Origin of the sequence: Aeromicrobium sp., assembly GCF_047606445.1 — a bacterium.
Classification (GTDB): Bacteria; Actinomycetota; Actinomycetes; order Propionibacteriales; family Nocardioidaceae; genus Aeromicrobium.
Genome location: NZ_JASGEK010000027.1, coordinates 1 through 26475, shown reverse-complemented (window position 1 = coordinate 26475; position 26475 = coordinate 1). Strand labels below are relative to the sequence as shown.

Genomic DNA, 26475 nt, shown 5'->3' with positions numbered 1-26475 from the left:
GGCATCCTGCCACTGCTGTCGGCGCGTTTTCGTGAATAGGCAGCCCTGCGTAGGCCATCGGACACGCTGATCGACCTCACCGGACAAGCATGTCCGTAGGATGCCGAGCATGGGTGCCCCACACATGGTCGAAGCGGTCGATCTGCGCAAGTCCTTCGGCGACGTCGAGGCGCTGCGCGGACTGAGCCTGCACGCCGACGCGGGGGAGATCCTGGGCGTGCTCGGTCCGAACGGCGCGGGCAAGACCACGACCATCAACGTGCTCGCCACGCTCGTGCGCGCCGACGCGGGCACGGCGCGGATCGACGGGTTCGACGTCGACCGTGATGCCCCGGCGGTGCGGTCCCGGATCGGGCTCGCCGGCCAGTTCGCCGCCCTCGACGCCAACCTCACCGCCCGCGAGAACCTGATCCTGTTCGGCCGACTGCTCAAACTCGGGCGTGCGGGCGCGGCGCGTCGGGCCGACGCGCTGCTCGCCGAGTTCGACCTCGCCGATGCCGCCCGCCGGCGCAGCGGCACGTTCTCCGGCGGCATGCGCCGCCGTCTCGACCTGGCCGCCTCGATGGTCGGACGGCCCCGCGTGCTCTTCCTCGACGAGCCCACCACCGGCCTCGACCCGCGCAGCCGCAACGCCCTGTGGGACACCGTGCGGCGGCTGCGCGCCGACGGCATGACCATCGTGCTCACCACCCAGTACCTCGCCGAGGCCGAGGAGCTGGCAGACCGCGTCGTCGTCATCGACCAGGGGCGGGTCGTCGCCGAGGGGACGGCCGCGGAGTTGAAGGAGCGCGTCGGCGGCGCGGTCTGCCACCTGCGGGCCGACGGCGAGACGCTGGCCGAGATCGAGCGGGTGCTCGCCCGCCGATGGCCGGTCGCCCGCACGGGCGACGAGCTCGCGGTTCCCGCCGACGGCGCCGAGACGCTGGTCGAGGTGGTGCGCGCGCTCGACGCCCACGGCCTCGCCGTCAGCGACATCGGCCTTCGCCGCCCCACCCTCGACGACGTGTTCCTCGACCTCACCGCGGCGCCCGCCGCCCGCGTCGGCGAGCCCGTCGGATGACGGCGGCCCTGCTCGGCGACGTCGCCACGCTGACGAGGCGGCACCTGCGGCTCATGGCGCGACGTCCCGCGTCGGTGATCGGCGCGGTGGTGCTGCCGCTGCTGTTCGCGGTCCTGTTCCTGACGATCCTGTCGCGGCCGATGGCCCGGCTCGGCGTCGACTACGCCCAGCACCTCGTGCCCGCCATCGTCGTGCAGTCGATCTTCTTCGCGGCGATGTCGGCGGCGGTCTGGGCCGCCGAGGACGCCTCCGGGGGCATGGTCGACCGGCTCCGCTCGCTGCCGGTCGCGCGGACCGCGCCCCTGCTCGGACTGCTCGGCGGCGAGTTGACGCGCTGCTGTCTCAGCCTGGCGGTCGCGCTCGGCGCGGGGCAGGTGATCGGCTTCGGGTTTCAGCGGGGGTCGTGGGCGACGCTCGGCTTCCTCGTGACCGCGCTGGCCGCCGCCGCCGCAGTCTGCCTGGGCTACCTCGTGCTCGGCTTCGCGCTGCGGTCGGTCGAGGCGGTCCAGTCGGTCGGCGGCGTCGCCTACTACCCGCTGCTGCTGGTCTCCACCTTGTTCGTGCCCGCGTCGGCCTTCCCCGACTGGCTGCGTCCGGCGGTCGAGCACCAGCCGTTCTCGCGGGTCGTCGACGCGCTGCGGGCGCTGTCGACGGACGGCGTCGACGACCCGGCCCGCGCCGTGCTGATCGCCTGGGTCTGGATCCTCGGCGCCTTCGCGGTGTTCACGGTCCTGGCCGCGCGGGTCGTCGGGAGGCGCGGATGACGGGACACCTCCTCACCGACACCCTCACCATGACGGGGCGAGAAGTGCGGCTCATGTCGCGCTCGCCGGCGACCCTGGGCGCGTCGGTCACCTTCCCGATCCTGTTGCTGCTGCTCATGTCGGCCTCGCTCGGCGGGGTGGTGCTGCCGGGGGCGACCCACGCCGACTATGTGAACTACGCGCTGCCGGTGTTCGTCACGATGGGCGTGACCTTCTCCGGCGTCTCGACGGCGCTGGCGGTGATGGCCGACCGGTCGGGCGGCTTCGACGACCGGCTCCGCACGCTGCCGGTCTCGCCGGTCGCGCCGCTGCTCGGACGCATCGTGGCCGACGCGCTCCGCAACCTCGCCAGCGTCCTCGTGGTCACCGGCGTCGGCGTGGTGATCGGCTTCCGGCTCACCGACGGGCCGCTCAGCGCTCTCGGGTTCGTCCTCGTCCCGGTGCTCTACGGCGTCGGGCTGACCTGGCTCATGGTGGCCGTCGCGGGCTGGGCCGGGTCGGCCGAGGCGGCGAGCTCGGTCATGAGCGCGCTCATGTTGCTCGCGTCCTTCCTGTCGACCGGCATGGTGCGGGCGGCCGACCTGCCGGACCGGGCGCGGCCGGTCGCCGAGGCCAATCCGATCTCCCGCGTCTGCCAGGCGATGCGGTCGCTCGCCCATGGGGGACCGGCGGCCGACGACGTGACCGCGGTGCTGGCCTGGACGGTCGGCCTGAGTCTGGTGTTCGGGCTCGTGGCGGTCAGGGGATATGCGCGGCGTCGTTGAACGGACAGGTCCGGCGCTCGTGCTGGCGGCCGTCCTCCTGGGGTACTTCTCGCAGGGCCTCGGCGACCCGGCCCCCGCCGACGTCCCGTCCGACGAGTTCAGCGCCGCGCGGGCCGCCGAGGCGGTCGCGCCGGTCGTCGCCGAGCCGCGACCGGCCGGGACGGAGGCGAACACGCGGGCCCGGGAGCTGCTCGCCGAGAAGCTGGCCGACGAGGGCTTCACGGTCGCCGAGCCCGAGGCCGTCGGCGTTCTGGTCGGCGAGGGTCCCTACGCGGGCCGCGCGCGTGTCGGCCTGACCCGCAACCTCCTCGCGACCCGGCCCGGAACCGACCCCACCGGCACGGTCGTCCTCGCCACCCACGTCGACTCCGTCGCGGGCACGCCGGGAGCGGCCGACCCCGGCGTCGGCCTCGCGGTGATCCTGGAGTCCGTCAGCGCGCTCGGCGACGACGTCCTGCGCAACGACCTCGTGGTCCTGCTCGTCGACGGGGAGGAGGACGGCATGCTCGGCGCCGACGGACTCCTGCGGTCCGGCCGGCTCGACCACCTGGCCGAGCCGGTCGTCGTGCTGAACCACGAGGCGCGCGGGGTGTCCGGGCGTCCGCTCGTGGTGCGGACCGCCGGACCTGTGGGCGAGGCGCTGTCGGCGATGCCCGAGCCGCAGGCCGAGTCGGTCGTCGACGCCATGTTCGCCGTCGTCCCGAACGACTCCGACTTCACCGAGTACCGCGCCGCCGGCTGGTGGGGCATGGACCTCGCGATGATCGGCGGATCGTGGGCGTACCACAGCCCGCAGGACGACCTCGACCATCTCGACCGCTCCACGCTGCAGCACTACGGCGACCTGAGTCTCGCCGTCGCCCGGTCGCTGGCCGGCGCCGACCTGGCCGCGCTGGAGGACCGCACTGCCGAGCGGCCCGTGATGACGACGGCCCCGTGGGGGATCGTCGCCCTGCCGCCGCTCCTGGTCACACTGCTCGGGCTCGCCGCCCCGCTGGCGCTGATCGGCGCGGCGGCCGTGCGGCGGGACGTCCGGTGGCGTGGCGTGCTCGTCGGCGCCGGCGGGTTCCTCGCGGCGCTGGTGCTCGGCGTCGCTGTCTCCGTGCTGGCCTGGCTCGGCATCGCGGCGGCGATCGACGGGCGCCTGTCGGCGATGTTGAGCGAGCCCGTCCACTGCGGTCCGTTCATCGCCGCCGAGGTGTGCGTCGCGGTGGCGGTGGCCGGGCTCCTCGGCTGGTGGCTCCGACGGCGTCGGCGGGCGACGGATCTGGCGGTGGGCGCGGGGCTGGCGGCGTCGGTCGTCGTCGCGGTGGTCGCCGTCGTCTCCCCGGCACTGTCGGTGTGGCTGGTCGTGCCGGTGGTCGTGGCGGCGGTCGGCGGGCTGACGACGTCGACCGTGGTCCGGCTCGTCGCGCTGTCGCCGATGGCGTGGATGTGCGGCACGAAGCTCGCCCTGCTGAGCCAGTTCGGCGTCGCCTCGGCTCGTGGGCTCGTCGCGGCGCTCGTCGTGGTCGGCCTCGCGGTCGCGGCGCCGCTGGTCGCGCGCGAGCGGGAGACCGAGGCGCGGCGGCCGTGGCTGCCCGCGACGGTGGCCGCCGCGCTCGCCGTCGTCCTGATCGGCGCCGGAGTCGCCGCGAATCTCCGCAGCGCCGAGCCGACGCAGATAGAGGTCACCGCGCGGGTCGACGCCGACCGTGGGCGGATCGAGTGGTCGGCTACTGGCGGCGACGAGTGGAGCCGTTCGCTCGACGGTCTCACCGACGCCAGCGACCTGCCCGGACCCGAGGTCGACGTGACGCGACAGGGCGACCGGGTCACGCTGCGGATCTCCTCGCCGCGCGGCGCGCCGTTCGTGAAGCTCACCCTGCCCGACGACTCGCTGCGGGAGGTCTCGGTGGACGGGACCGACGTGACCGACGGCGAGCTGTCGCATGTCGAGCTGTACGGGGTGGAGCCCGGCCAGACGGTGACGGTCGAGGCGGTCGTCGACGGTCCGGTCGACCTGACCGTCGTGGACGTGACTTACGACCTGACCGAGGCCCGCGGCCCGGCCGTCCCGCCCGAAGGCCTCTCGCTCGTCTGGCCCATGCTGGAAGTCCGCCGTGAGCTGACCCTGTGAGCGCCCGTCGTTGCTACGCTGACGCGGCCGACCTACCCAGGAGACACCGTGACCGACGCCCGTCGCCGACTGCTCGCCCTCATCGCCGCTCTCGCGACGTTGTTCGCCCTCGCCGCGTGCGGCGACGACGAACACGACGAGACATCCTCCGACGACTCCTCGGAGTCGGTCGAGAAGGACGACGATGACGACCCCGCCGACTTCGAGGACGACTGGCACGTCGCGTTGACCCCCGACGACCTCGGCGGCGAGGTCGCGCCCGGCTACGAGCCGGTGGTCGTGGAGTTGTACGAGGACTTCCAGTGTCCTCACTGCGCGCTCTTCGAGGAGGAATACGGCGAGCAGCTGGTCGACATGGTCGCGGCGGGCGAGATCGAGCTGCGCTACCGCCCCTTCTCCTTCCTCGACGATGTGGGCGGCAGCCCCAACGACTACTCCAAGCGCGCCACCAACGCCGCGATCTGCGTGTACGAGGAGCACGGAGCCGAGGCCTACGCGCAGTTCCACGCCCTGTTGTTCAGCCGGCAGCCCGCCGAGGGCACGCCCGGTCCCGAGGACGACGAGCTGATCGCCGCCGCCGCGTCGTTGGAGTTCGACGGCATCGACGACTGCGTGAACGGCCAGACCTACTTCGACCGGATCGAGGACGCCAAGGACGACGGCGTCGACCGCGGGGTCACCGGCACGCCGACGGTCTACGTCGACGGCGAGATGCTCACGGACCCGGCCGACGTCGTCGACGAGGCGGAGGACGCCGTCGCCGACGCCCAGGACTGAGTGAGTCTCACTCCTTCGGGCGGGCGGCGGAGGCGTAGCACCAGCCGAAAAAGGCGAACATCGCCAGCCAGATCGACAGGACCACGGCGTAGCCGGTCGCCCAGAGCCAGGTCGGCACGCCGGTCTTGCGCTCGCGCTGCATGATGTGCGGCTCGTAGGCCAACTTCACGGACTCGCCGGACTCCACCAGCTGCTGACGCCCGCGCTCGCTCGTGATCGCCGGGTCGTCGGGGGCCCACAGCAGCGCGCCGACCATGGTCCGGGGCGCGAGATGCAGGCGCAGCGCCGTCTTGCCCTCGCCGTAGAACGGCAGCGCGTGCTCGGTGCGGAACTGGCCGGGCACGCCGGTCGGCTCCAGCGCCACGCGCATGATGCCGGGCGTGTCGGTCGACGGGTCGCGGGGCACGGCCCCGTCGGTGGTGTGGCGTCCTTGCCAGTGCAGCGCGTAGAGCCAGATCGCGTCCTCGACCTCGGCCGGATCGTCGAAGGTCACGGTGACGTCGGACATGCAGTCGGGCTGGCCGCCGCACGTCTTGTCGAGGTCGATCCGGGCGCTGACGTCGGCGTCGCCGCCGGGCATGGCGAAGGCCGCCATCAGGGCGACGAAGGTGGCCCAGCCGACCGCCACCGGCCAGTGCCGTGCGCGCCAGGTCGTTCGGCGGGCGGCGAGGCCCGCGTCGTCGCCGCTGGCGCGTCGCACCTGCTCGACGTGCCAGGCGCCGATGAGCGCGCCGCCGACGGCCGCGAGCAGGCCGAAGGGCAGCAGGAAGGTCAGGCTGTCGGCGGGGAAGGGCTGTGGCAGCGGCATGAAGATTTTGCTCCACAGCCATTCGGCGCAGAGGCCGACGCTGCCGACGAGCGCGCCGGAGACGAGCGCGAAGCGCAGCACGCGCCGGGTGCCGAGCGCCAGCGCCACGAGCTCCACGATGATCGCTGAGGGCAGGAACAGCGAGAACCTGCCGATCAGCACATGGCCGAAGGGCAGCATGAACCCGATGAGCGCCAGGCGCACCAAGATGTAGGCCGCTCCGCCGACCAGCGCGCCGCCGGGGCCGAACCACAGGCGGCAGGCGACGAAGATCCAGCCGCAGAGCAGTCCGGTGATGATGAACAGCGTGACCGCCGGGAACTGCGGCACGCCCATGTCGAACTCCATGAGGAAGGCGAACGGGATGCTGCACAGGCCCAGGAGGATCACCATGACCCACCGGCCGCGGCCGCCCGACGCGCCCCGCGCGCCGATCTGGCGCGCCTCGGCGTAGAGCAGTGTGAGGCCGAAGCCGTAGGTGACCGCGCCGCCGATCATGAGGATGTGGGTCGGCCCCCACTCGGTGACGTCTTGGCCGTAGAGCCGGTGCCAGAGGTCGTCCAGCGGGAAGCCGAGCAGCGAGACGAAGCCGCAGGCCGCCATGACGCAGGCGCCGAGCGGGGCGCGCCACTGACGGGTGAGGCGCAGCGTGCGGCGAGGCTCGGCGTCGTCGCGGTAGGTCATGGCGAGCACGCCCGCGGCGAAGAAGCCGAGGATGCCGAACAGGATGAAGTAGTGCGACGGGTTGGCCAGCGGCCCCTCGTCGCGGCCGTCCTGCAGGTGGATCGGCACGTCCCAGTAGACGCCATAGCCGCCGAGCAGCAGACCGACGACGCCGAGCACCATCGGCCAGGCGGCCCAGCGGGGCAGGCCGAGCCGGCGCGACATCGCCGTGGCGAGTCCGCGCTCGCCGCCACGGCCCTGGACGCGTTCGCGCCAGACGACCCAGAGCAGGGGAGCGGTGGCGACGGCCACGATGGCGACGGCGACGGCGATCTCGCTCAGGTCGGCGCCGCCTGCGGGCCGGACGGCGGGCTCGGTGGACTGTGTCGTGAGCACGGTCTTCCTCTCGTCAGTGCAACTGTGACACTCGCAGTGTCACTGTCATGATGGCGCATGGCGTTCGGGGTGTCGACCGAGGGGCCGTCAGGGTGGCTTAACGTGGGGAAGACCGTCGAGAGGACGACCATGCCCTTCGCTATCACCGGCGCCACCGGACAGTTCGGCGCGCTCGTCGTCACGCGCCTGCTGGAGCGGGTCCCCGCCTCGGAGGTCGTCGCCGTCGCACGCGACGCCGCCAAGGCCGCGCCCTACGCCGAGCACGGCATCCCCGTGCGTCTGGCCGACTACGACGACCCGGTGGCCCTGACCGCCGCCTTCGCGGGCGTCGACCGGCTCGTCTTCGTCTCGGGCTCCGACGTCGGCCAGCGGGTTCGGCAGCACCGCAACGTCGTCGAGGCGGCGCAGGCCGCGGGCGTCGGCTTCGTCGCCTACACGAGCGTGCTGCACGCCGACCGCTCGCCGCTGCTGGTCGCGCCCGAGCACGCCGCGACCGAGGCGATGCTCGCGGCCTCCGGCATCGCCCACACGCTGCTGCGCAACGGGTGGTACCACGACAACTACGCGTCGGCGCTCGCCGCCGCGCGGTCGACGGGCCTGCTGCTCACCAGCGCGGGCACCGGCCGGGTCGCCAGCGCCTCGCGGGCCGACCTCGCCGAGGCGGCCGCGACGATCATCACCACCGAATCGCCCGAGCCGGTCTACGAGCTGTCCGGCGACGCCGCGTGGACGCAGGAGGAGTTGGCCGAGACGCTCGGCGCCATCGTCGGTCGGCCCGTCCAGGTGTGGCACGTCGACGCCGAGCAGCACGCCACGGAGCTGCGGGCGCAGGGCCTCGACGAGGCGACGATCTCCTTCCTCGTCGCCACCGACGCGCACATCGCCGCCGGAGCCCTGGCCGACACGCCCGGAACGCTCTCGCGCGTCCTCGGCCGCGCCAGCACCCCGCTGATCGACACCTTGCGCGCCCTGGCGTGAGCTCCGATCAGCCGACGTGCCAGGTGTAGTCGCCGGGGAATCCGCGTCGGACCGGATCGATCGACACCTCCGCCAGGGGCTTCGTGCCCTCGGAGGTGAGGACGACGCAGCCCGTCGTCTCCAGTTCCTCGCTCAACGCGACCATGTCCGCCGGCGGGCACTCGGTCTCCAGCACGTCGCGGTTGTCGCTCTGGTAGTCCGTGACCTCGGTGAGGTTGTCATAGTCGGGCGCGGCCTCCCAGCGGTTCCCGGGTTCGGCGAAGTCGAGCTCGAAATCGCTCCACTCCGTCAACGGCTCGTCCACGCGCACGGTGTAGGTGACCCGATAGGCCTCGCGGGGCTCGTACCCGGAGGTGAACTTCAGCCGGTCCAGCAACTCCGGCGCCGACTCGACCCGCGTGACGCTCACGTCGAGTTTCTTGGTCCGGCTCCCCAGCCGGAACGTGACCCGCGCCTCCTCGCCCAGGCTGAACTCGCTCTCGCGGTCGCCGAAGATCCGGTCGAGCCGTGAGTCGATCGCCGAACATCCCGAGGCCAGGCAGACGCCCACCAGCGCCGCCGCCGACCATCTCACCGCACGCATGCTTCCCCCTCACTGTGCGGCGAATCGTGTCCGCACGAGACAGCGACGAGCCTAGCCAATCCTCTAGGCTGGCGCCCATGACTCAGGCCCAGTACGTCGGAGCGATCGACCAAGGCACCACGAGCACCCGCTTCATGGTCTTCGACCACGCGGGCGTCGAGGTGGCCCGCCACCAGGTCGAGCACGAGCAGATCCTGCCGCAGGCCGGATGGGTCGAGCACGACCCGACGGAGATCTGGCGCAACACCGAGCTGTGCGTGCGCGAGGCGCTCGTCCAGGCAGGTCTGACCCACGCCGACCTCGCCGCCGTCGGCGTCACCAACCAGCGCGAGACGACCGTCGTCTGGGACCGGCGCACCGGCGAGCCCTACACGAACGCGATCGTCTGGCAGGACACCCGCACCGCCGCCATCGCCCAGGCCGCCGACGACGCGCACGGCGACCTCATCCGCCATCGCGCCGGCCTGCCGCCCGCAGCGTACTTCTCCGGCGGCAAGATCGCCTGGATCCTGCGGAACGTCGACGGCGTGCGGGAGGCCGCCGAGGCCGGCGACGCGCTCTTCGGCACCACTGACACCTGGCTGCTGTGGCAGCTCACCGGCGGCCCCGACGGCGGACGCCACCTCACCGACGTCACCAACGCCAGCCGCACCATGCTCATGGACCTGGAGACGCTCGACTGGGACGACGAGCTGCTGGCCGTCTTCGACGTGCCGCGCGCGATGCTGCCGGAGATCCGCTCCTCCTCGGAGGTCTACGGCCACACCCGCACCGATGGACCCTTCGGCGGCGAGGTGCCGCTCGCGGGCGACCTGGGCGACCAGCACGCGGCGCTCGTCGGCCAGGCCTGCTTCGAACCCGGACAGCTCAAGAACACCTACGGCACCGGCAACTTCCTCGTGCTCAACACGGGCACCGAGATCGTCCGGTCCGCCCACGGCCTGCTCACCACCCTCGGCTACCAGTTCGGCGACCAGCCCGCCGTGTACGCGCTGGAGGGCTCCATCGCCGTCACCGGCTCGGCGGTCCAGTGGCTGCGCGACCAACTCGGGATCATCGACGACGCCGCCGAGACCGAGGCGTTGGCCGCGAGCGTCGAGGACAACGGCGGCGTCGCCTTCGTGCCCGCCTTCTCCGGCCTGTTCGCGCCGCACTGGCGGGCCGACGCGCGCGGCGTCATCGCCGGTCTGTCGCGGTTCAACACCAAGGCCCACATCGCACGGGCCACCCTCGAGGCGATCTGCTACCAGAGCAAGGACGTCGTCGACGCGATGGCGGTCGACGCCGGCCTCGACCTGTCGATCCTGCGCGTCGACGGCGGCGTCACCGCCAACGACCTGTGCATGCAGATCCAGGCCGACGTGCTCGGCGTCGCGGTCAGCCGGCCGGTCGTCACCGAGACCACGGCGCTCGGCGCGGCCTACGCCGCCGGGCTCGCCGTCGGCTTCTGGAGCGACACCGCCGAACTGGTCCGGAACTGGGCCGAGAGCAAGCAGTGGCAGCCGACCTGGGACGACGACCAGCGCGAGGCCGGCCACGCCCAGTGGGCCAAAGCCGTCGAGCGCACCCACGGCTGGGTGTGAATCACCGGTGTGACCTGCGCCGACCGGCCGTGTCGGGTGACTAGGACAGACGAAAGGCTGGTTGACTAGGCCCATGCTTTCGGTTGCCCTGTCACCCTCGCAGCGCCAGGCGGCGCTCGACGCCATGTCCGGCCAGCAGCTCGACGTCCTCGTCATCGGCGGCGGCGTCGTCGGCACGGGGTCGGCGCTCGACGCCGCCACCCGCGGCCTGTCGGTCGGCCTCGTCGAGGCGCGCGACTTCGCCTCCGGCACGTCCAGCCGGTCCAGCAAGCTCATCCACGGCGGCCTGCGCTACCTGGAGATGCTCGACTTCCGTCTCGTCGCCGAGGCGCTCGCCGAGCGCAGCCTGCTCATCGAGAAGCTGGCCCCCCACCTGGTCAAGCCGGTGCCCTTCCTCTACCCGCTCACCCACCGCGTCTGGGAGCGTTTCTACGCGGGCTCCGGCGTGCTGCTGTACGACTCCCTCGCGAAATTGTCGGGCCGTTCGCGCGGCGTGCCGCACCACCGCCACCTGACGCGGCGCGGCGCCCGCCGGGTCATGCCCGCGCTGCGCAAGGACGCCCTCGTCGGGGCTCTGCACTACTACGACGGCCAGGTCGACGACGCCCGGCACACCATGATGATCGCCCGCACCGCCGCCGCCTACGGCGCGCACGTCGCCACCCGCTCGCGGGTGGTCGACCTGCTGCGCGACGGCGGACGCGTCGTCGGCGCGAAGGTCGTCGACCTCGAGACCGGCCGCGAGATCGAGGTCCGCGCCCGCCAGGTCGTCAACGCCACCGGCGTCTGGACCGACGAGACGCAGGGCTTCGCCGGCGAGCGCGGCCAGTTCCACGTGCGCGCCTCCAAGGGCATCCACCTCGTCGTGCCGCGCGACCGCATCCGGGGCGAGTCCGGCCTCATCCTGCGCACCGAGACCTCGGTCCTGTTCGTCATCCCGTGGGGCCGCCACTGGCTCATCGGCACCACAGACACCGACTGGTCGCTCAGCAAGGACCACCCCGCCGCCAGCCGCAGCGACATCGACTATCTGCTCGACCACGTCAACTCGGTCCTCGTCGAGCCGCTCACCCACGACGACGTCGAGGGCGTCTACGCGGGCCTGCGCCCGCTGCTGGCCGGGGAGTCCGACGCGACGAGCCAGCTGTCGCGCGAGCACGCCGTGTCCACCAGCACCAAGGGACTCGTCGTCATCGCCGGCGGCAAGTACACGACCTACCGGGTCATGGCCAAGGACGCCGTCGACGCCGCTGTGCACGCGATGAGCGCCGATCTCGACCGCTTGGTGCCGCCCTGCTGCACCGAGGACGTCCCGCTGCTGGGCGCCGACGGCTACGAGGCGCTGTGGAACAAGCGTCACCAGTTGGCGGAGTCGGCGGGCCTGCGGGTCGGCCGGATCGAGCATCTGCTCAACCGTTACGGCTCGCTCACGCTGGAGGTGCTGGAGCTGATCGACGCCGACCCGAGCCTGGCCGTGCCGCTCGTCGGCGCCGACGACTACCTGCGCGCCGAGGTCGTCTACGGCACCAGCCATGAGGGCGCCCGTCACCTCGACGACGTCATCGCCCGTCGCACGCACATCTCCTTCGAGACCTTCGACCGTGGCGTCGAGGCGGCCGAGGAGGTCGCCGGGCTGATGGGCGGCGTCCTGGGCTGGAGCGACGAGCAGCGCCAGCGCGAGGTCGAGCACTACCTCAAGCGGATCGAGGCCGAGCGGGAGAGCCAGACGATGCCCGACGACGAGACCGCCGACGCCGCGCGCATGGGCGCGGCCGACGTCGTGCCGGTGTTGAGTGCGGCCGAGGCGGTGTGGAGCGGGTGAGCGAGGTCGACGAACCCCACGTCCCGGACCTCGACGCCCTCGACGACGAGGAGGACGAGGACGGCCGCTCGCCGTTGGCGCTGACGCTGATCTCCGTCGCCACGACCATGGCGGTGGCGCTGATCGTCGTCGCGGTCGTGCTGGCGGTGGGCCGGCTCAGCCGCACCAGCGACACTGTCGAGCAGTCCTTCGGGCTCGACCCCGCCGAGCCGCTCCGGCTGCTGGTCGAAGGGCTCGACATCACGGTCGTCCCGGTCGGCGGCTCGGAGGTCACCGTCGAGGCCGAGGTGGTCGGCGGCTGGCTCGACACGACGATGACCGCGAAGAAGCACCGGGGCGACATCCGTGTGAGCGCGTCCTGCAAGGGCTGGCTGATCCCCGGTTGCGGCGGGTCGGTGGTGATCGGCGTCCCGGCCGACACCGAGTTCGAACTCGCGACGGCGGGGCGCGACGTCGTGCTCGACGGCGTCGCTGGTCTCGTCACGGTGCGCTCCGGCGGCGGAGACGTGCGTGGCGAGGACTTGGGAGTGGTCGACATCGGCGTGACGACGAGTTCCGGCGACGTCGACCTCGGCTTCTCCATCCAGCCGTTCGGCGTCAAGGCCATCACCGGCTCAGGCGACGTGGCGGTGTCGTTGCCTCCCGGCGACATCGCCTACGCGGTCGACGCCACGAGCGAGTCCGGGACGGTCGACAACCAGGTCCCCGACGGAGGCGACGAGGCCGTCGGCTTCCTGCTCTCCGAGTCGCAGAGCGGCGACATCGAGTTGGTCAGTCGGTGAGCCGACCCCTCGTCGTCGCGGCCGTCGCGGCCGAGGCGACCTATGTGCCCGACGGTCTGCGGCTGCTGGTCAGCGGGATCGGCAAGGTCGAGTCGGCGTCGGCGGTGGCCGAGGCGATCGCGGCCGAGCGTCCGTCGGTGGTGCTCAACATCGGCACGGCGGGCTCGCTCGACGGCCGCACGGGGCTGTTCTGTCCGTCGGTGGCGCTCAACCACGACTTCAGCTCCGAAGCGATCCGCTTCCTCGGCGGCGAGGCGGTCGACGAGGTGACGATCCCCGGAGGCGACGGCACGGTGCTCGCCACCGGCGACGTCTTCGTCAGCGACCCGGCCCTGCGCGACGCGCTGGCTCGGCGGGCCGGCCTGGTCGACATGGAGGGCTTCGCCGTCGCCCGCGCCTGCCAGCGCGCGGGCGTCCCGGTGCGCCTCGTCAAACACGTCAGCGATCACGCCGACGAGACCGCGACGGACTGGCCCGCCCAGGTCGACGCCAGCGCCCGCGCGCTGGGCGACTGGCTGCGGGCGAACGCGTTGCTCTGAGCTGTGTCGTGCGGCGGCTCAGCGGTGGATCACGATGTGCGTAGGGGTGATCTCGACGCGATCGTTGGTCGACAAGGCAGTCGCCACGTTGGCTGTATGACGCTCAATCGGGGTGGGAGGTGATGCGGTCGAGCCGAGTCATGAGCTCATCCTCATCCAGCGTCACACCCCGAGCTGGGCCTTGACCTGCGCGACGCTGGGGTTGGTGAGGGCGGTGCCGTCGGCGAAGACCAGCGTCGGGACGGTCTGGTTGCCGCCGTTGGCCTCCTCGACGATCTTCGCCGTCTCCGGCCGCGCCTCGATGTCGACCTCCTCGAAGGCGATGCCCTCGCGCTCCAGCTGCTTCTTCAGCCGGTGGCAGTAGCCGCACCACGTGGTCGTGTACATCGTGAAGGTATCGCTCATGTCGTCTCCTGTGATTTCTCGTTCGGAGTCAACCACGACCGAGGCCCGCCGATTCCCTCATTGAGCGGATGGCCGACGGTGGTCGAGAGTAGGCTGTTGCCTCGTCGTCGAAGGAGGTTGTCAGTGAAGCCTTATCGCAAATCGAATGGAGACGTGGTTCTCGACTACTTGCCGGGTCCGGGGTGGCATGGTGAGCACATCATCACGATCAGGAGTGCCGACGTGGTCGCGCTCGTGGCTGCTCTCGGTGGTGGTCCTGACGATGATCCGGTCGAGTTGATCGAAGCGCAGGCGGAAACCTTCAGCCATTGGGGGAGAAGCTTGGACACGAAGGATTGGCTGCGTGAGAAAGGCGTCAGGTGCCACGAGTGGTACTGGCGGGACTCTGACTGAGCGCACCGTCGCCTCTAAACTGGGCCAGTCCCTGCTCGACGACCCTGAGGAAGCCTGTGTCCGACTCCCTGCTCGACGCGCTCGACCCCGAGCAGCGTGAGGTCGCGGTCGCGCTGAAAGGGCCGGTCGTGGTCATCGCGGGCGCCGGCACCGGCAAGACGCGGGCGATCACCCACCGCATCGCGTACGGCGTCCGGACGGGGGTCTACAAGCCGCAGGAAGTCCTCGCGGTCACCTTCACCACCCGGGCGGCAGGCGAGATGCGCGGACGCCTCGCCCAGCTCGGCGCGCCCGGCGTGCAGGCGCGCACCTTCCACTCCGCCGCGCTGCGCCAGCTCCGCTACTTCTGGCCGCAGGTCTACGGCGGCGAGTTCCCGGAGTTGATCAAATCCAAGTTCGCGCTCGTCGCCTCCGCCGCCAGCCGCACCGGCCTGCGTCCCGACAACGCCACCGTGCGCGACCTCGCCGCCGAGATCGAGTGGTCCAAGGTCAGCAACGTCACCCCCGACGTCTACACCGCGAAGGCCGCGCACCGCTCGGTCGGCGACCTCGACCGGGCCGACGTCGGCGCGGTCTACCGGGCCTATGAGGACCTCAAGCGCGACCGCCGCGTGCTCGACTTCGAGGACATCCTGCTGTTCACCGCCTCCATGCTCGACAGCGACGAGCGGGTCGCCGCGCAGGTGCGCGCCCAGTACCGCTGGTTCGTCGTCGACGAGTTCCAGGACGTCAACCCGTTGCAGTCCACCCTGCTCGACCTGTGGATGGGCGGCCGCTCCGACGTCTGCGTCGTCGGCGACCCCTACCAGACCATCTACACCTTCGCGGGCGCGTCGCCGGCCACGCTGCGCACCTTCGCCCAGCGCTTCGCCGACGCCCAACGGGTCGAGCTGGTGCGCAACTACCGCTCCACCCCGCAGATCGTGGCCGCCGCCAACGCCGTCTTCGCAGGTCACGACCGCTCCGGCGTCACCTTGAAGGCCCAGCGCGAGCCCGGCGTCCCGGTCGACTACACCGGCTACGCCGACGAGCCCGCCATGGCCGCTGGCGTCGCCGAGGAGATCGTCGCCCTGCGCCGCGCGGGCACGCCGTATCGCGAGATGGCGGTGCTGTTCCGCGTCAACGCCCAGTCGGAGGCCTTCGAGGAGGCGCTCGGCTCGCGCGGCGTCCCGTTCGTGCTGCGCGGCGTCGAGGGCTTCTTCCAGCGTGCCGAGGTGCGTCAGGCGGTCACTCTGTTGCGTGGCGCCGCCACCTCGGCCTCGGCCGACGGCGACCTCATGTCGGAGGTGCGCGCGGTGCTCTCAGGTCTCGGCTACACCGACGAGCCGCCGAAGAACGCCGGCGCCGCCCGCGACCGGTGGGAGTCGCTGCACGCGCTCACCTCGATGGCCGCCGATCTGGTCGAGGCCGACCCGCACGCCACCATCGCCGCGCTCGTCGCCGACCTGGAGCGCCGGGCCGAGTCGGCGCACGCGCCCACCGCCGACGGCGTCACGCTGGCCACCTTCCACTCCGCGAAAGGCCTGGAGTGGGACGCGGTGTTCTGCACCGGACTGCATGAGGGCATGATGCCGATCGTCCACGCCCAGACCCCCGAGGCGGTCGAGGAGGAGCGGCGGCTGTTCTACGTCGGCCTCACCCGCGCCCGCGACAAGCTCTACCTCGCCTGGGCCACCGCGCGCACGCCCGGGTCACGTTCCCAACGTCGCCCGACGCGCTTCCTCGACACCCTGCTGCCGCCTGCGCACGCGGCTCGCGCCACCCGCGGCGGCGACCGCAAGGTGCGCCGCTGCCCGGTGTGCGGCGACGAGTTGGCGACGTCGGCGGACCGCAAGCGGGGACGCTGCGCCGACTGTCCGGTCACCTATGACGAGGAGCTGTTCGAGCGTCTGCGCGGCTGGCGTTCCGAGGTCGCCGCCGACCGCAAGGTCCCTGCCTACGTCGTCTTCAACGACCACACCTTGCAGCTGATCGCCGAGGCGAAGCCCGCCGACGAGGCCTCGCTGCTGCGGATCAGTGGTGTCGGGCGGCGCAAACTCGAGGAGTTCGGCGCCTCAGTCTTGGAGATCGTCGGCGAATCCGGGTAGCTCGTCGAGCAGGATCTGCCGGAACGGCGCGGTCGCGCCCAACTGGCTCAGCACGCCGATCGCGCCTGTCCACACGCGATGGATCAACAGGTACGACGGCGGCAGGTTCACTTTGAGCGCCAGCCCCATGCCCTCTTTGGTCGGGGTCATGACGCGGGTGGTCTGCTCGCGCAGCCAGGCGCGGCCGAAGCTGAACTCGTCGGTCAGCGCGGGCTCGACGAAGGGACGCAGGTAGTCGAGCAGCTGCTCGGGGTCGATCTGGGTGCCGGGCAGGATGAAGCCCTCGGCGCGCAGTCCCTCGACGACCTGGTCGGCGTCGTCGCGGGCGGCGGCGCGCATCAGCGTCCCGATGGCCGGCGGCAGTCCGTCGGGGAAAGCGGCCACGGCGCCGAAGTCGACCACGCCGAGCCGCCCGTCGGGGCAGAGCCGGAAGTTGCCCGGATGCGGGTCGGCGTGCAGCAGGCCCGCGCGGCGCGGGGCGCCGATGAGGAAGCGAGCGAACTGCTCGCCGCGACGGTCGCGCTCGGCTTGCGAGCCGTCGGCGACGACGTCGGCGAGCGAGCCGTCGGAATCCAGCCAGTCGGTGACCAACGCCCGCTGGCTGTGCGCCACCACGCCGGGCACGACGTAGTCAGGGTGGTCGGCGTAGGCGGCGGCGAACTGCTCTTGGGACAGCGCCTCCAGCGAGTAGTCGAGCTCCTCCTTGACCCGGGCCTGCAACTCGGCGACGAGAGGCTTGACGTCGAGGCCCGGCGCGAACACGCCGAACAGGCGCGACAGGCGGCTGATCTGGCGCAGGTCGGCGCGCAGCGCTTTCGCCGCTCCGGGATATTGCAGCTTGACCGCGACCTCGCGCCCGTCATGCCAGACCGCGCGATGGACCTGGCCGATGGAGGCCGCCGCGACGGGGCGTTCGTCGAAGTCGCGGAACCGCTCGCGCCAGAAGTCGCCGAACTCGATCTCCAGCACGTTCCGCACGGTCGCGGCGGGCATCGGCGGCGCGGCGTCCTGCAATCTCGTCAACGCCTCGCGATACGGCTCGGCGAACTGCTCCGGCAGGGCCGCCTCGAACACGCTCATCGCCTGGCCGAACTTCATCGCGCCGCCCTTGAGCTGGCCGAGGACCGAGAAGACCTGCTCGGCGGTGCGGCGCTGGACGTCGCTCATGACCGCTTCGGCGGGGCGGCCGACCATGCGTTTTCCGGCGCCGAGCGCCGAGCGTCCGGCGAAGCTCATCGGGAGGGCGGCGAGTCGTGCGGTGCGTCCCACGACGCCCCCGGGGACGGCGCTGGGGCGTTCGCCCTCTTGGTTGCCCACCTGCTCAGGGTACGGGTTCGGCGGTGGAGGGGGACGGAGCCGCGTGGCAGACGCAGGTGGGATGGAGGTCGACGCGGGAGCGGTGCGCCTGGTCGGGTTCGGGGCCGAGCAGGAAACGCGCCGAGTGCGTGCGGGGCAGACGTCCGTCGCAGGCCGCCAGCACGTCGGAGACGACGAAGGCGGCGACCGCCTGGAGCAGCTCGACGCCGACCGCGTGCGGCCGGTCGGGGCGGTCGAGGTCGGGCCAGTGGCCGGTCCAGCCGGGCTCCCAGGTGGCCCGCGTGAGGTCCGCGCAGCGCAGACAGGGCGTCTGGCCAGGGACGATCCACGGGCCGACGACGCAACGTCCCTCGATCAGCCCGACGGGAAGGACGGTCGCCCCGGTGTCGGTCAGCTCGTCGACGTCGTCTCGGGGCGGTTCGCCGGGCGTGGCGACGACGTGCAGGCGCGGGCCGCCGTTGGGGCGGGGCGACACCCCGCCGACACGGGCGGAGAGGGCGATCAGCTCGGCGAGGTCGGCGCAGCCGAGGGCGGCGTGCGTGGTCAGCGAAGCGTGCGACCGGCCGGAGAGGGCGTGCGGGTCGCGACCGCGCAGGACGGCGGCTTGGATCTCGTCGGCGGGCGCGCGCAGCCGGGTCCACGGGGCGTTCGCCAGGACGGCGCCGCAGTCGATCAGTCGGTCGAGGAGTCGGTCGATCGCCTCGACGGGCTCGCCGCTGGTCTTGGCGGCGGCCGAGCGCACGCGGTCGCGGTCGCGGACCCCGTCGACGGCCAGTAGCACCGCGCGGGCGCCGGGGGAGTCGTCGACGAGGACACCGGGTCGGGAGCCGACGCGCAGGCGGCGGGCGTCGTGCCGGGCGACGCGGGCGCCGGGAGGGAGGGCGAGGTGGGGCGAGGAGGTCATGGTCTCACTGTGGCGCTGATCGCCGAGGCTGTCACCTGGCTTATCCACAGATCTGAGCGGTTCTCTCATGTTCGCCTTCAGAGTTTCCACTGTTGTGGACAAGGGTGTGGATTTCCTGTGCGAATCGCCGAGCGGGCATGTGGACGAACCTGTGGGTGAGTGGCAAGGATTCAGTGTTCCCGCAGTTCCGAGGCGCGTCCGAGGCGCGTCGTAGGCTCGGGGCATGGACGAGGTGGAGATCCGTCGGTCGGCACGGCGTCGGCGCACGGTGGCCGCGCGGCGCGAGGGGGACAGGGTCGTGGTCATGGTCCCGGCGGGGCTCGACCTGGCGGCCGAGCGCGCGCTGGTCGACGACATGGTCGCCAAGGTCGAACGGCGCGAGCGCAAAGCCCGTCGCAGCGACGACGACCTCATGGAACTGGCCGCTCAGTTGTCCCGGCGGCACCTCGACGGCGCGGCGCGGCCCACCTCGGTGCGGTGGGTGGGCAATCAGCAGCGGCGCTGGGGATCGTGCTCGATCGACACCGGCGAGATCCGGCTGTCCGACCGCGTCCGGGGCATGCCCGCCGACGTGGTCGAGTGCGTGCTGCTGCACGAGTTGGCGCATCTGGTCGTCACCGACGGCCACACGCCGACGTTCTGGGAGCTCGCCGACCGCCACCCGAAGGCCGAGTGGGTCAAAGGCTTCCTCGCAGGCGTCGCCCACCTGAGCTGACCAGCCGTCGCACCGCCTCGTCGGTCTGTACGGGCAGGTCGTCGACGGCGAACCAGGCCAGGTCGGCGGACTCCTCGCTGACCGTCAGCCGAGCGTCGGGCGGCGCCACCGCGACGAACTGCACGTCGAGATGGTGGGCCGGTTGGACAGGGCCGCAGAACGGCACCTCGTGACGCGACAACAGCACGGGCACGGGGTCGACGGACAACCCGTCGACGCCCGTCTCCTCGGCGCCCTCGCGCAGCGCGGCCCCGGCGAGCGTCCGATCGTCGGGCTCGCAGTGGCCGCCGGTCTGCAGCCACAGGCCCGCCTTCGCGTGCAGGGTCAGCGCGACCCGACGCAGGTCGGCGGAGAACACCAGCACGCTCGCGGTCAGATGGTCGGGATGGCAGGTGCGCCACATCGCGTCGGGCCGGTCGGCCAGCAGCCGCAGGTAGTCCTGCCGGAGCGACTCCTGGGCGGCGTCCGACGCGGTCCAGCCGGACAGGCACGCGGCCGCGTCGGCGTGGAGCGGGCCCACTCAGCCCTCGTCGAGCAAGCGGCGCAGCGCGTCGTCGAAGTCGTCGCCGTCGGCGTCGGGCGTGCCCGCGCGCTCGGCGAAGCCCAACGGGTCGTCGAGGTCGGCAGGCGTCGGGATGACGTCGGGATGCTGCCAGAACCGGTCACGGGTGGCGGCGTCGTGCCGGTCGCGCACGGCCGCCCACAGGCCGAGCGCGTCACGCGAGCGACGTGGCCGCAGGCGCAGGCCGACGAGGCTGGCGAAGGTCTGCTCGGCCGGGCCGCCGGTGGCCCGGCGGCGGCGCATCGACTCCGCGAGCGCGACCGCGGCGGGCATGCGGTCGACGGTGGCTTGCGCGACGACCTCGTCGACCCAGCCCTCGACCAGCGCCAGCAGATGCTCCAACCGCGCGAGCGCCTGCCGCTGGTCGGCGGTGGGCTCGGGGTCGAACAGGCCGTTCTGCACCGCCTCGAGGATCTCCTGCGGACGGGAGGGGTCGAAGTCGGCGGCCTTCTCCCGCATCGACGACAGGTCGATGCGGGTGCCGCGCCCGTACTCCTCGACGGCGGCGACCAGCGCGGGCTTGAGCCATGGGGCCGCCGCGAACAACCGGTGGTGGGCGCATTCGCGCAAGACGACGTAGAGCAGCAGGTCGGTCGCGGACTGCTCCCATCCGTCGCCGAAGGCCGCGATGCCGCCGGGCAGGACCGCCGCGACCCCGTCGGGGCCGAGCGGCAGGCCGATGTCGGTCGAGGAGACGACTTCGCCGGACAGCTCGCCGAGGCCGCGGCCGAGCTGCTGGGAGAACATCGCGCTGCCGGTCTGCGAGAGCATGCCGACCAGCGGGCCGGCGAAGCTGCGGATCTCGTCGCTCATCGCCGACCCCATCGCCTCCACGACGTGCTCGGCGACCGGCTCGGCGAGGACGCGCCAGGCGCCGGCGGTGTGGGTGATCCACTCGGCCCGGCTCCACGCCGCGCTGGTGGTGGCGCCGCGCGGCAGGTCGGTGGCGTGGTCGAGCCACATCTCGGCCAGCTGGACCGCGTCGGCGACGGCCGCCTGCTGGGCGGCGGTCGGCGAGGGGTCGGCGCCGGCCGCCGCAGAGGTGTGCCGGGCGATGTCGAGGGCGAGGTCGCCGTTGATCGTGCCCTCGTGCGGGGTGAACATACGCTGCATCTGCGCCATCAGCGCGGTGAGGTCGGGCAGTTGTCCGCCCATCGCGCCGGGCATGGCTCCGGCCGAGCCGAACTGGGCGAAGATCGCCTCGAAGGGCGTTCCGGCGAAGGGGTTCTGGGGGGCGTCGTCGCCGCTGTCGTCGGGGCGGCTGAGATCGGACATGACCCCACGATAGCGGTCTGGCCTATCGTGGGGGCCGTGTCAGAGACGCCCCCACCGAGCACGCACGCCCCGACCGACGCCGCCGACGAGCCGCAGTCCGATCCGAAAGCCAGCGACCGCTATCTGACGGTCGCCGTCGCCGCGGTCACCAGCATCGTCCTCGCCGGCGTCGCCATGCTGCTGCCCGTGCCCTACGCGACGATGCAGCCGGGGCCGGTGTTCGACACGCTGGGCGAGTTCGACGACCAGCCGATGCTCAGCATCGAGGGGGCCGAGCTGTACCCGACCGACGGCACGCTCGACTTCACGACCGTCTCGGTCACGTCGCCGGAGGGCTCGGTCAGCTTCGTCGAGGCGCTGTGGGCCTATGCCGACGACGACGTGAACCTCGTCCCGCGCGACTTCCTCTACCCCGACGACGAGACCGCCGAGGAGTCCGACGCGGTCTCGGCGGCGCAGCTGGCCTCCTCGAAGGACAACTCGGCGGTCGCTGCGCTGCGGGCGCTCGGCTACGAGGTGCCCGAGCAGGTGGTCGTCAGCGGCGTCGACGAGGAGGGCGCGTCCGCCGAGGTCTTGCAGGACGGCGACGTCCTGCGGTCGGTCGACGGCACGCCGGTCGACGCGCCGCAGGAGGCGGTCGACGTGATCGGCGCGCTGACGCCGGGCGACGAGGTGACCCTCGCGATCACCCGCGACGACGCGGCCCAGCAGGTCGTGGTCACGACGCGGCCCGACGAGGACGACCCGGACAAGCCGCGTATCGGCGTGGGCCTGTCGTCGAGCTTCGACCTGCCGGTCAGCGTCACCAACAACGTCGGCGACTCCATCGGCGGCCCCAGCGCCGGCACGATGTTCGCCCTCGCGATCTACGACCTGCTGACGCCCGGCAGCCTGACCGGCGGCCATCGGGTGGCCGGCACCGGCGAGATCAGCCCCGACGGCGTGGTCGGCCCCATCGGCGGCGTGCGGCAGAAGATGGCGGGCGCGTCGGCCGACGACATCGAGATCTTCCTCGTCCCCGCGGAGAACTGCGCCGAGGCGGTCCAGGGCGACGACTTCGGCATGACCCTGGTGAGGGTCGAGACGCTCGACGACGCCATCGCGGCGTTGGAGGCGCTGGCCGAGGACGCTGACGCCCCGGTGGAGACCTGCTCATGAGCGACGGCGAGGAGACCCCTGTCCTGGAGTTGCGCCCCGACTCGCCGCTGCGCCGCGCGGCGCTGGAGGTGGAGGCGCATGTGGCCGCCGAGGGGTGGGACCAGCCGCCACGGCTGTTCGCGTTGGTGCGCACCGCCGACCTCGTGGCGAGCCAGCCGGGTCTGGCCGAGCAGCTCGGCGACGGCTCCGACGGCTCGTTCACGCCGGTCGAGCAGGACGGCGTGCCCGTCGACCCCGGCTTCGAGGAGGCGCTCACCCGGCTGAGCTGGCCGGACTCGGTGCACGGCTGCGCGGTCGCCCTCGAGCGGGTCATGCTGCCGCCGTCGGCGCAGGAGGATCTGCCCGCCGACCCCGCGCTGGTGGCCGAGGCGGCCGCCGCCCACCCCGACCGCGAGGACGTGCGGCTCGTCGCCGCGGTGCTGCGCGGAGGGAAGGCCCACACGACGGTCCGCCGTCGCGCGGCGGGGGAGGGCTCGGACGACTCGGACCTGCTCGAAGGGCCCGACCTGGTGCCCGAGCTGGTCGCCCTCCTCGACCAGACCTTGACTGAGACGACGTGACGTAGAGTTGCCGACGTCCACGGACTCATCCGACTCAGGAGCCCAGTGAGCGACATCTTCGGTACCGCCCAGCCCCCGCAGCAGCCCGTCCCGGAGCGCCGACGACGAGTGCTGATGCCGACCCTCGTGACCGTCGCCGTGCTGGCGGTGGTCGGGTCGCTGCTCGCCAACGTCTACACCGAGCGGCTCTGGTTCCAATCCGTCGGCTACACCGACGTGTTCACCAAGGTGCTGGTGACGCGGATCGGACTGTTCGTCGTGTTCGGCCTGTTCTTCAGCCTGTTCGTCACGGGCAGCGCGCATCTGGCGTGGCGGTTCCGCCCGTCGAGCCCGCCGACGCGACGCGACGATCCCGCAGTCCGCTACCGCCAGGCGTTGGCCCCGATCCTGCGTCCGATCACCGTCGCGGCGTCGCTGCTGTTCGCCGCGTTCGCCGGGTCGGTCGCCTCCGGCCAGTGGCAGACGTACTTGCTGTGGCGCGCGGGCGGCTCGTTCGGCGTGAAGGATCCGCACTTCGAACGAGACGTCGGCTTCTACATGTTCGACTACCCGTGGCTGCGGTTCCTGTCGAGCTTCGGCTTCACGATGCTCGTGGTCGCGCTGTCGGTCACGGTGTTCACGCTGTACGTGTTCGGCGCGATCCGTGTGGTCGGCGGCGTGCGCATGACGCGGGCGGCGAAGACGCAGATCGCGGTCCTGGTCGGCATCGGCCTGCTGCTGCGCGCGTTCGGCTACTACCTCGACCGTTTCGGCTACGCGGTCGGCAACTCGGCACTGTTCGACGGCATCGGCCACACCGACGCGATGGCGCGCATCCCGGCGCGCGACGTGCTGACGGTCTTGGCGATCGTCGTCGCGCTGTTGTTCTTCGCCTCCGTCTTCATGAAGTCGTGGACACTGCCGGGAATCGGCCTGGCGGGGCTCCTGGTCGCCTCGGTCGTCATCGGAGGCATCTGGCCATACGCGATGCAGTCCTTCCAGGTCAAGCCGTCCGAGCCGGACAAGGAGGGGCCGTACATCGCCCACAACATCGAGGCGACCCGCGACGCCTACGACGTCGCCGACTCGACGGTCGAGGACTACTCGGCCAAGACCGAGCTGACGCCGCAGGAGCTGAGCGCGTCGGCGGAGTCGCGGGTGAGCAGCCGTCTGCTGGACCCGACGCTCATCTCCGACGCCTTCCAGCAGTTGCAGCAGGTGCGCGGCTACTACACGGTGCCGCAGACGCTCGACGTCGACCGGTACGCGCTGGAGGGCGGCGACACGCCGCAGGACGTCATCATCGCCGCGCGCGAGGTCGACTTGGAGGGCTTGCAGCCGAGCGAGCGCACGTGGTCGAACGACCACACCGTCTACACCCACGGATACGGCGTGATCGCGGCGCGCGGCAACCAGCGCGGCGACCAGGGCGCGCCGGTGTGGGTGGAGAAGGACATCCCGCCGGTGGGCGAGATCGAGACCGACGTCCCGCCGCGCATCTACTTCGGCGAGAACTCCCCGAGCTATTCGATCGTGGGACGTCCGGACGGCGCCGCGCCCGTCGAGGTCGACATCCCGCGCGGCGGCGGATCGAGCGACGAGTCGGCCGAGGCCGACGGCGAGGCGCAGGCCACGCAGAACGTCTATGACGGCGAGGGCGGCGTGCCGGTGGGCGGCATGTTCCACAAGGTGCTGTACGCGGTGAAGTTCGGCGAGCCGAACATCGTGCTGTCCGATCGCGTCAACGAGAACTCGAAGATCCTCTACGACCGTCATCCGCGCGACCGGGTGCAGAAGGTCGCGCCGTGGCTGACGGTCGACGGCGACGTCTACCCGGCGGTGGTCGACGGGCGTGTGGTGTGGATCGTCGACGGGTACACGACGAGCAACTTCTACCCGTACTCCGAGCATCGTTCTCTGGGCGAGGCCACGGCCGACACGCTGACGCAGACGAGCGCGCAGGCGGCGCTGCCGACCGACGAGATCAACTACATGCGCAACTCGGTCAAGGCGGTCGTGGACGCCTACGACGGGACGGTGGAGCTGTACCAGTGGGACACCGAGGACCCGCTGTTGAAGGCGTGGATGGAGGTCTTCCCGGGGACGGTGAAGGAGAAGTCGACGATCAGCGACGACTTGATGAGCCATCTGCGTTATCCGGTCGACCTGTTCAAGGTGCAGCGCGACGTGTTGGCGCGCTACCACGTGACGGACGCGCAGACGTTCTACGAGGACGGAGAGCGCTGGAAGGTGCCGAGCGACCCGACGCAGGGCAAGAACTCGCCGGTGCTGCAGCCGCCGTACTACCTGTCGATGAGCCGCCCGGGGGAGGAGACGCCGAACTTCTCGCTGACGAGCGTGTTCCTGCCGAACAGCCGTCAGAACTTGGCGTCGTTCGTGTCGGTGAACTCCGAGGCGACGAGCGAGGACTACGGGACGATGCAGATCCTGCAGTTGCCGAGCAACACGCAGGTGCCCGGCCCGTCGCAGATCGCGAACTCCTTCCAGAGCGACAAGGGCGTCACGCAGGCGCTGTTGCAGTTCGAGCAGTCCGAGGAGGCCCGGATCCTGCGCGGCAACCTGCTGACGCTGCCGGTCGGCGGCGGGTTGTTGTACGTGCAGCCGGTCTATATCCAGCGCAGCGCGGGCGAGGGAACCTTCCCGGTGCTGCAGTTCGTGGCGGTGTCGATGGGCGGCGACGTCGGCTTCGGCACGACGCTCGACGACGCGTTGGCGGTGGCGCTCGGCCTGCAGCCGGGTCAGGTGCCCGACGAGGACGCTGACGCCGACGGCGAGGACTCGACCCCCGACAAGACCACTGACGAATGGCTGGCCGAGGCCGCTGCGGCCTACAACGCCGCCCAGGAGGCCATGGAGGCCGGCGACCTGGGCGAGTACCAGACTCAGGTCGACAAGATGAACGAGGCGATCAAGGGCGCGCAGAACTCGCTGACGGAGTGATCTCGACGGGCGGTGTGGCCTGGTGTCGGCCACGTCACACCGCCTCGATTTTGTCTGCCCGACACCGTCGTGTACTGTAGGACAAGCCGACGCGGGGTGGAGCAGCTCGGTAGCTCGCTGGGCTCATAACCCAGAGGTCACAGGTTCAAATCCTGTCCCCGCTACTAAAAAGCCCGGGATTCCAAGGAATCCCGGGCTTTGCTTTTGCCTGAAATAGGCCGAAAATGGCCGAAGTTGCGTAAGGTGTTGCGTAGAGACCTAGATTGTGACCTAGATCACGTCGTTTTCTCGGATGCTGGACCAGGTCGGTGATCCGCTCGCGCGGGCGACGATCCGGGCCTCGTGCCTCGGCCCGGCTCCACGGGATCGGGTCGGGCACTGATCGGTGACGGGACCGGTCCTCTATGACCAGTCCCTCACGCCCTCGCGGGCCTCGCTGGCGCTCGCCCGCGAGGGCGTGAGGTCCACCCCGGCGCCGACGCCGCGCCGCACTCGCCTTCGGCTCGTCCGGCGCGGCGTCG

General features: G+C 71.7%; 23 protein-coding genes and 1 tRNA gene. 17 read left to right on the top strand and 7 right to left on the bottom strand.

The window, feature by feature from the left end; all coding sequences use genetic code 11:
- Nucleotides 1–109 precede the first annotated feature (109 nt).
- Genes QM621_RS06220 through QM621_RS06200 form a run of 5 tightly spaced genes read left to right on the top strand, consistent with a single transcriptional unit; the run spans nt 110 to nt 5484 of the window.
- The gene (locus tag QM621_RS06220) at nt 110–1060 is read left to right on the top strand and encodes an ATP-binding cassette domain-containing protein (RefSeq protein WP_414989500.1); all 951 of its coding nucleotides are present in this window, start codon (nt 110–112) and stop codon (nt 1058–1060) included.
- A complete protein-coding gene (locus tag QM621_RS06215) occupies nt 1057–1824 on the top strand; it encodes an ABC transporter permease (RefSeq protein ID WP_414989499.1) in 768 nt (255 codons plus the stop codon). Before QM621_RS06220 ends, QM621_RS06215 begins: the two co-directional genes overlap by 4 nt.
- Entirely contained in the window at nt 1821–2588 is a 768-nt protein-coding gene (locus QM621_RS06210) for an ABC transporter permease (protein WP_414989498.1), read from the top strand. Before QM621_RS06215 ends, QM621_RS06210 begins: the two co-directional genes overlap by 4 nt.
- Nucleotides 2572–4707 (top strand): M28 family peptidase, encoded by a 2136-nt coding sequence (locus QM621_RS06205; RefSeq protein WP_414989497.1) that lies wholly within the window; start codon nt 2572–2574, stop codon nt 4705–4707. The genes QM621_RS06210 and QM621_RS06205 overlap by 17 nt, the downstream gene beginning before the upstream one ends.
- A 48-nt stretch (nt 4708–4755) precedes the next feature.
- Complete coding sequence (locus QM621_RS06200; RefSeq protein ID WP_414989496.1) at nt 4756–5484, top strand: DsbA family protein; 729 nt, start codon at nt 4756–4758, stop codon at nt 5482–5484.
- 7 nt (nt 5485–5491) lie between these two features.
- Here QM621_RS06200 and QM621_RS06195 read toward each other — a convergent pair whose 3' ends face one another.
- Complete coding sequence (locus QM621_RS06195; RefSeq protein ID WP_414989495.1) at nt 5492–7351, bottom strand: hypothetical protein; 1860 nt, start codon at nt 7349–7351, stop codon at nt 5492–5494.
- A gap of 129 nt (nt 7352–7480) precedes the next feature.
- Here QM621_RS06195 and QM621_RS06190 point away from each other — a divergent pair, with 129 nt between their 5' ends.
- Entirely contained in the window at nt 7481–8329 is an 849-nt protein-coding gene (locus QM621_RS06190; protein WP_414989494.1) for an SDR family oxidoreductase, read from the top strand.
- A 7-nt stretch (nt 8330–8336) separates the two neighbouring features.
- On the opposite strand, the gene QM621_RS06185 is transcribed toward QM621_RS06190, so the two are convergent.
- Entirely contained in the window at nt 8337–8912 is a 576-nt protein-coding gene (locus QM621_RS06185) for a hypothetical protein (protein WP_414989493.1), read from the bottom strand.
- A gap of 77 nt (nt 8913–8989) precedes the next feature.
- Between QM621_RS06185 and glpK the strand changes: the two genes are divergently transcribed.
- The 4 genes from glpK (at nt 8990) to QM621_RS06165 (ending at nt 13638) form a co-directional block, all read left to right on the top strand.
- Nucleotides 8990–10495 (top strand): glycerol kinase GlpK, encoded by a 1506-nt coding sequence (gene glpK, locus QM621_RS06180; protein WP_414989492.1) that lies wholly within the window; start codon nt 8990–8992, stop codon nt 10493–10495.
- A 73-nt stretch (nt 10496–10568) separates the two neighbouring features.
- Complete coding sequence (locus QM621_RS06175) at nt 10569–12317, top strand: glycerol-3-phosphate dehydrogenase/oxidase (RefSeq protein ID WP_414989491.1); 1749 nt, start codon at nt 10569–10571, stop codon at nt 12315–12317.
- Nucleotides 12314–13099: a DUF4097 family beta strand repeat-containing protein gene (locus tag QM621_RS06170; protein ID WP_414989490.1), complete on the top strand. Its 786-nt coding sequence runs from the start codon at nt 12314–12316 to the stop codon at nt 13097–13099. Before QM621_RS06175 ends, QM621_RS06170 begins: the two co-directional genes overlap by 4 nt.
- Complete coding sequence (locus QM621_RS06165) at nt 13096–13638, top strand: nucleosidase (protein WP_414989489.1); 543 nt, start codon at nt 13096–13098, stop codon at nt 13636–13638. Before QM621_RS06170 ends, QM621_RS06165 begins: the two co-directional genes overlap by 4 nt.
- Before the next feature lie 162 nt (nt 13639–13800).
- Here QM621_RS06165 and QM621_RS06160 read toward each other — a convergent pair whose 3' ends face one another.
- Nucleotides 13801–14043: a mycoredoxin gene (locus tag QM621_RS06160; protein ID WP_414989488.1), complete on the bottom strand. Its 243-nt coding sequence runs from the start codon at nt 14041–14043 to the stop codon at nt 13801–13803.
- A 153-nt stretch (nt 14044–14196) separates the two neighbouring features.
- Here QM621_RS06160 and QM621_RS06155 point away from each other — a divergent pair, with 153 nt between their 5' ends.
- Both QM621_RS06155 and QM621_RS06150 read left to right on the top strand, forming a co-directional pair.
- Nucleotides 14197–14436: a hypothetical protein gene (locus tag QM621_RS06155; RefSeq protein ID WP_414989487.1), complete on the top strand. Its 240-nt coding sequence runs from the start codon at nt 14197–14199 to the stop codon at nt 14434–14436.
- A gap of 56 nt (nt 14437–14492) precedes the next feature.
- Nucleotides 14493–16523, top strand: a complete 2031-nt coding sequence (locus QM621_RS06150; RefSeq protein WP_414989486.1) for an ATP-dependent DNA helicase UvrD2 — start codon at nt 14493–14495, stop codon at nt 16521–16523.
- Here QM621_RS06150 and QM621_RS06145 read toward each other — a convergent pair.
- Both QM621_RS06145 and QM621_RS06140 read right to left on the bottom strand, forming a co-directional pair.
- Nucleotides 16491–17840 (bottom strand): ABC1 kinase family protein, encoded by a 1350-nt coding sequence (locus QM621_RS06145; protein ID WP_414989485.1) that lies wholly within the window; start codon nt 17838–17840, stop codon nt 16491–16493. The genes QM621_RS06150 and QM621_RS06145 overlap by 33 nt on opposite strands.
- Nucleotides 17841–17844: 4 nt before the next feature.
- Nucleotides 17845–18744 (bottom strand): hypothetical protein, encoded by a 900-nt coding sequence (locus tag QM621_RS06140; protein WP_414989484.1) that lies wholly within the window; start codon nt 18742–18744, stop codon nt 17845–17847.
- 223 nt (nt 18745–18967) lie between these two features.
- Here QM621_RS06140 and QM621_RS06135 point away from each other — a divergent pair, with 223 nt between their 5' ends.
- Entirely contained in the window at nt 18968–19459 is a 492-nt protein-coding gene (locus QM621_RS06135) for a M48 family metallopeptidase (RefSeq protein WP_414989483.1), read from the top strand.
- On the opposite strand, the gene QM621_RS06130 is transcribed toward QM621_RS06135, so the two are convergent.
- Both QM621_RS06130 and QM621_RS06125 read right to left on the bottom strand, forming a co-directional pair.
- Complete coding sequence (locus QM621_RS06130) at nt 19422–19979, bottom strand: NUDIX hydrolase (RefSeq protein ID WP_414989482.1); 558 nt, start codon at nt 19977–19979, stop codon at nt 19422–19424. The genes QM621_RS06135 and QM621_RS06130 overlap by 38 nt on opposite strands.
- A complete protein-coding gene (locus QM621_RS06125) occupies nt 19980–21296 on the bottom strand; it encodes a zinc-dependent metalloprotease (RefSeq protein WP_414989481.1) in 1317 nt (438 codons plus the stop codon).
- Nucleotides 21297–21332: 36 nt separating this feature from the next.
- Between QM621_RS06125 and QM621_RS06120 the strand changes: the two genes are divergently transcribed.
- From QM621_RS06120 to QM621_RS06105, 4 genes are all read left to right on the top strand, one after another.
- Nucleotides 21333–22454 carry a PDZ domain-containing protein gene (locus tag QM621_RS06120; RefSeq protein ID WP_414989480.1) on the top strand — a complete coding sequence of 374 codons (1122 nt, stop codon included), beginning with the start codon at nt 21333–21335 and terminating at the stop codon, nt 22452–22454.
- Entirely contained in the window at nt 22451–23014 is a 564-nt protein-coding gene (locus tag QM621_RS06115; protein ID WP_414989479.1) for a PPA1309 family protein, read from the top strand. The genes QM621_RS06120 and QM621_RS06115 overlap by 4 nt, the downstream gene beginning before the upstream one ends.
- Before the next feature lie 45 nt (nt 23015–23059).
- Entirely contained in the window at nt 23060–25954 is a 2895-nt protein-coding gene (locus QM621_RS06110; RefSeq protein WP_414989478.1) for a UPF0182 family protein, read from the top strand.
- Nucleotides 25955–26044: 90 nt separating this feature from the next.
- Nucleotides 26045–26118: transfer RNA gene (locus tag QM621_RS06105), tRNA-Met, on the top strand.
- Nucleotides 26119–26475 lie beyond the last annotated feature (357 nt).